Below are 5537 nucleotides of genomic sequence, written 5' to 3'. Positions count from 1 at the left end.
GCTGCCCCTCGAGACAGAGTCCTCCCCATCTAGAGACGCAAGGCCAAATATTACGTGTTTGCCCGGAATAATGCCAGCCTTTGGCACGGGCCGCCAGGCTCGCGAGTCGAACCCGCGGATTCCTCGGTCTCGGAGCCCCTTGAAGGAGCTCCCCGATACTAAAGAAACCCTTTGGTTATCTGCGGAGATGTGATATAGTGACTACGATTTGTCTGTAACGGCGGGCTTTTGTCTAATTGTGATAGGAGACGTACCCCGATGAAAAACTCGCATAGGCTACGGCATCGGATGGCCACGCTGGGCCTGACCGCCCTGCTGGCCCTTTCGATGACCCCTACCAGCGGCATCGCGTATGCGCTGGGCATGGGGGAGGGCGACGCGCCCGCAGCGACCGAAACCACGCCCGATCCGGCGGCAGTCGCAGACGCCGGCTCGCAAGGTGCCGACGGGCAGACTACAGGTGCCGCCACAGACGAGGGGGGCTCTGCGTCCAGTGTCGCGACCCCCGCGGAGAAGGGCACCGCCTCGGACAACTCGGCCGAGGCTGCCGCGCCGAGCGGCGACGCCGTGACCATGCTCCGGGCCCCCATGGCCCCCGCGGCGCTGACCGAGCTCTGGGTCGACGGCGCGGCCGGCGACGACGCCAACGACGGCTCCGCCTCCTCGGCGCTCAAGACGCTCGCCAAGGCGCTGGAGCTCCAGGCGGCCGACCCCTCCGTCACCACGATCCACGTCAAGGGCGACCTCGCGCTCTCCGCGACGGCCACCATCCCCTCGGGCGTGACGCTTTCCATCGCGGCCGACGGCGCGAAGATCAGCGGCAGCGGCAACAGCATCGACGGCATCGTGCTTGCGAGCGGCGCCACCCTCACGGGCGAGGGCACCCTCACGATGACCGGGTTCAAGACGGCCCTCACCGCGCAGCCCGGCTCCACCATCACCGACGGCACCTACGTCTTCAAGAACAACGCGGGCGCAAGCGGTTCGCGCGGCCTGTCCCTCGCCGGGACCGTCAAGGGCTCTTCAGGCAAGGACAAGCTCACCATCACGGCGGACGACAAGAGCAACACAAACTTCTACGAGTCCGGCATCACATTCGAGAACTGCACGGTCAACGTGAACTCCCAGGCCCGCACCTGGTTCGACGCGCGCGACCTCAACCTCAAGAACGCATCGCTCACGGTGAAGGGCTTCGGCCAGACCTTCTACGTGAACAAGCTGAACATGGAGGGTTCCGACCTCACGATCAACCCGTCGTTCTACGGCCAGACGGGCATGACCGTCCAAGGCTCCTCTACTATCGCGAACTCGCATATCACGGCGAACGCCGGCTCGACCGCGGGCATCTCGGTCGGCGTGACAGGCGGGACGGTCAACGTCACCGACTCCACGCTCGAGTTCACCAACGGCGGCGTCGGTGGCCTGAACGTGAACACCGGCGACGTCATCCTCACCAACTCCACCATCAAGGGAGACGGCAACAACAGCGGCGCCCTCTTCGGGGCGCAGACCGGCGGGTCGATCGAATTCAAGGAAGATTGCCTCGTCGAGACTCCTGCGGCAAGCAATGCCGACAACGGCGCCGGCCAGACGATGAAGAACTTCGTCGTGACGGGCGGCTCGTACCTCGTCAAGTACGCGCCGAGCTACAACAGCAGCATGGGCAGCACCATTCCCGTGAACGGCGCCGCCAACGGCGACGAGAAGCTCTCCCTGTTCACGCTTGCCGATCCGTCCACCGCTGCGCTCAAGCCTCTGAACAAGAACGGCCAGACCTATGATTATTCCGTCGCCAAGGCATCGAGCGATGGCGAGAAGCATGTCTGGGTTCCCGCTGCCAAGGTGACGTTCAAGCTCAATGCCGACGACGCGACGCAGCCGGTCTCGGGTTCCTTCGCGGATGGTTCCACCGCCGACCAGACGGCGCTTGCCATGCGCGGCTACGCCCTCGGGGCTGCAAAGTCCGTCGCGGGCGGTTCCGTCGCGGTTCCGGGCGACCCGTTCGCCCCGGGCTATAAGTTCCTCGGCTGGTTCTACAAGGATGCGGCAGGTACCGAGCAGCCGTTCTCTGCGAGCGATGCGGTTTCCTCCGATATGACGGTGTACGCGAAGTGGGAAAGCGATGCATCGTCCTATGCCGTCAAGTACCATAACGGCGCGGACACCGACGTGACGTACCTCGCAACGTCGAGCGACCCCTCGCGCACCATCAAGGTGCTCTCGGACGACGAGGTCGCGGCGGCGGTCCCTGCATTCGCCCTCGAGGGCAAGACCTTCAAGGGCTGGACCACCCAGCCTGACGGCGCGGGCGACGAGGTCGCCGCGGGCAGCATGCTTTCCGTGCCTGCCGGCACGAGCGTCGTCGACCTGTACGCCAAATGGGAAGACCAGCTCGTGACCGTCAAGTTCTCCGCGAACGGTGGTGCCTTCTCTGCGGGTAGCGTGTTCAAGAAGAACCCTGCCGTGTTCGATATCGAAACCGACGCGAACGGCGGCGAGGTTGCCGTCGTCAAGAGGCAGCCCAAGGTCTCCGACAAGACGACCCTCGATGCGCTGCTTAGGTCTCTGGGCGATGGTTCCATCTCTTCGTCGACCAAGGGTATCGCAAGCCCGACCGATACCGATATCGACGTTGCATACACGGGTATTGCGATCTACAAGTACCACGTGCTCGGAAACAAGCATATCCAGGAAACGCAGTGGTTCTGGACCGTCGACCGCTATTACTACTGGTTCAACGATGCCGCAGGCTCTTCCCATGCCAAGATCGACGGCACGGCCAAGCTGACGCAGGATGTGACCTACTACCTCAAGTGGGATAGCGATCCCGCGATCGAGCACGTCGAGGGTGACACCACGATTCCGAGCGACATGTGGAGCGGCTCCCAGGACAAGACCACGTCCATCAAGGAAGTCTCCACGGGTGAGACCTTCAGCATGACCGGTGCGGTCGACGCCTCCGGCATCGTCAGCCAGATGGACGCCCTCGAGGCCTCCATTGCGGGCGGCCTGGACGATCTCACCAAGATCACGCTCTCCGACACCTCGTCCACCTTCAAGGCGACCATCACGCTGCCCGACGGCGTCGTCGTGCCGCCCAACCCGACGGTCACGGCGACGGGCCTCGGGGACTGCTTCGAGGTGAAGAGCACGGAGGTCAACGGCCAGAACGTCACCGTGACGTTCGGCCTGAAGGGTAGCTACGGCAATTACAAGCAGCTCAAGGATGCCGTGGTGTCCACCGGCAAGGACGACGCATCGACCGCTGCGCTTCCCAAGCCGATAACGGTCACCGTCGACGGCCTCTCGCTTGATGCCGACAACGTGACCAATGGACAGGAACTCACGGCCACGGGCGTCGTGGAAGGCACGTTCTCCTCGTACGCCAAGAATACCGTGACCGGCAAGGTCAAGAAGTTCGACTACGGCTGGACCGGTTCGCAGATCCAGGTGAGCAAGGACCCGCGCGGCACGGGAATCCAGCAGACGATTCTCGTGGTGAAGCCTGCCGCTCAGACGCTTCCTGCCGACATCCTGGTCGGAAACGACACCGAGCACGACAGCGTGTACCCCGTTCTTCCCGGCCAGACGATCGACTTCACGGGCACCATCGAAGCATCTACGGTGAAGGCCCAGATGAAGGGTATTGAGTCTCAGTTCCCCAATACGACGGACTATGCGGGCATCAAGCTCTCGGACATGTCCTCCTCCTTCACGGCCACGTTCACCATTCCCGATTCGATGACCCTTCCCGAGAACCTGAATAAGGATTCCATCAGGACGGACGGGTTCTCCGACACCTTCACCGTGTCCGACGTGTCCGTCAGCGGCAGGACCGTGACCGTCAAGATGACGCTCAAGGACGGCATCGAGACGTACAAGGACCTCCAGGAGGCCGTCATCGACAACCTTGGCGACACCATGGGGATCACCATCCCCGGCGTCAAGGTGAACGACGACTTCCCCGCGGGCGATACGGCTACCGTTTCCGGCACCGTGACCGGCGACTTCAAGGCCCACGCGACGAAGACCGAGACGGGCACCACGAAGGTCTTTGCCTTCACGTGGGAGGGCGTGCAGAAGCCCGAGGGCATGGACGCGACCGCCAACTCCGTCAACGATGGGATCCTGTTCACGGTCCAGGCCGTCACCCCCGTGGCCTCCAAGCTTCCGGCCGACATGCTGGTTGGCACCAACACGGAGCATGACGCCGTCATCGAGTCCGCCCAGGGCTCCACGTTCGACCTGACGGGCGCCATCCTCGCGGCATCCATACAAGAGCAGATGAACAGGATCGAGGCGGCCTATCCGGGTGCGAACCACGACACCATCGCCCTTGACGCCATCAAGTTCTCGTTCGAGGCCACCTTCACCGTCCCCGAGGGCATGACGCTCCCGTCCGACCTTGACGCGAGCAAGGTCAAGGCCACCGACTTCGGCGATGGCTTCAAGGTCAGCGACGTGAGGGTGAGCGGTCGGACCGTTACCGTCAAGTTCGTCCTGAGCGACCCTGCTTCCATCGCGACCTACTCCGACCTTGAGAGGGTCGTGGATGCGGCCGGTGCGACCGATGGCTGGATGAGGCTCACGGTGCCTGGCATCAAGATTGATAAGGATGCCGAGGTTGGCAGGAACCTCACTATCGTCGGTACGGTCAAGGGTTCGTTCGGCGCTACGGCAGACTCCCAATCCGGTACGCACAAGGTGTTCTCCTTCACGTGGGAGGGGACCCAGTGGCCCGACGGCAAGGATGCCGTTGCGACCGATGACGAGACGATCCAGCTGACCGTGAAGGTCGCCAAGGGTGACGAGTCAGTGACGCCTCAGACGCCCGGCAATGGCGGCACGAAGCCCACCGTCACGAAGACCATCAAGTCGGGCCGCAGGGGCCTGCCGCAGACTAGCGACAACACCCTCTCGCCGGTAGTGCCCGTGGTGGTTGCGGTGTGTGGCGTAGCCGCCATCGCCATCGCGGTTTACGTTCGTCGTAAGCGCAAATAGCACCCCTCTGGGGTCCTGCGGGAAGTAGTCGCAGAGCAGAGATCGGGCCCGCCAGCGGTAGCGTTGGCGGGCCCGACGCCTACAAGCGGGAACCAACGGGCGGGACCAGCTCCTCGCCGTGCCCAAAAGCTGCTTGTAACAAAAAAGGGGCTTATGTGTACTTTGACCGACGCTGATTCCGCATTCGATGGCGGAATTCCTGTCTTTTCGTTGTAATTACAACGAAAAAATGCAGTTATGCGGCTTTTTGGAGGCGTTAATCCTCAACGGGGGCATCGCCACCCTCTCCGAAGTACACATAACTGCCTATTTTGTTACATCCAGCTTGTACCTACCGCATCCAACCTCCGCCGCACCCATCCCCGTTCGTCACGCCGAGGCGCATTCGGCATCTCGCGTGCAGGGCAGCGCCCCGCGTGCGTGGGGAAACTGCGGAGACAGGGCGGCCCGTGCCAAAGGCTGGCATTATTCCGGGCAAACACGTAATATTTGGCCTTGCGTCTCTAGATGGGGAGGACTCTGTCTCGAGGGGCAGC

1 protein-coding gene is annotated in these 5537 nt (G+C 62.9%); it reads left to right on the top strand.

Annotation, left to right across the window (positions count from 1 at the left end):
* Positions 1–258: 258 nt before the first annotated feature.
* Positions 259–5001, top strand: coding sequence for an InlB B-repeat-containing protein (locus NOV21_RS06470; RefSeq protein ID WP_283171719.1), 4743 nt, complete (start codon positions 259–261; stop codon positions 4999–5001).
* Positions 5002–5537: the final 536 nt, after the last annotated feature.

The sequence above is a fragment of the Curtanaerobium respiraculi genome (assembly GCF_024609215.1).
GTDB classification, from domain to species: Bacteria; Actinomycetota; Coriobacteriia; order Coriobacteriales; family Eggerthellaceae; genus Curtanaerobium; species Curtanaerobium respiraculi.
This window is presented reverse-complemented; position numbering and strand designations above follow the sequence as displayed.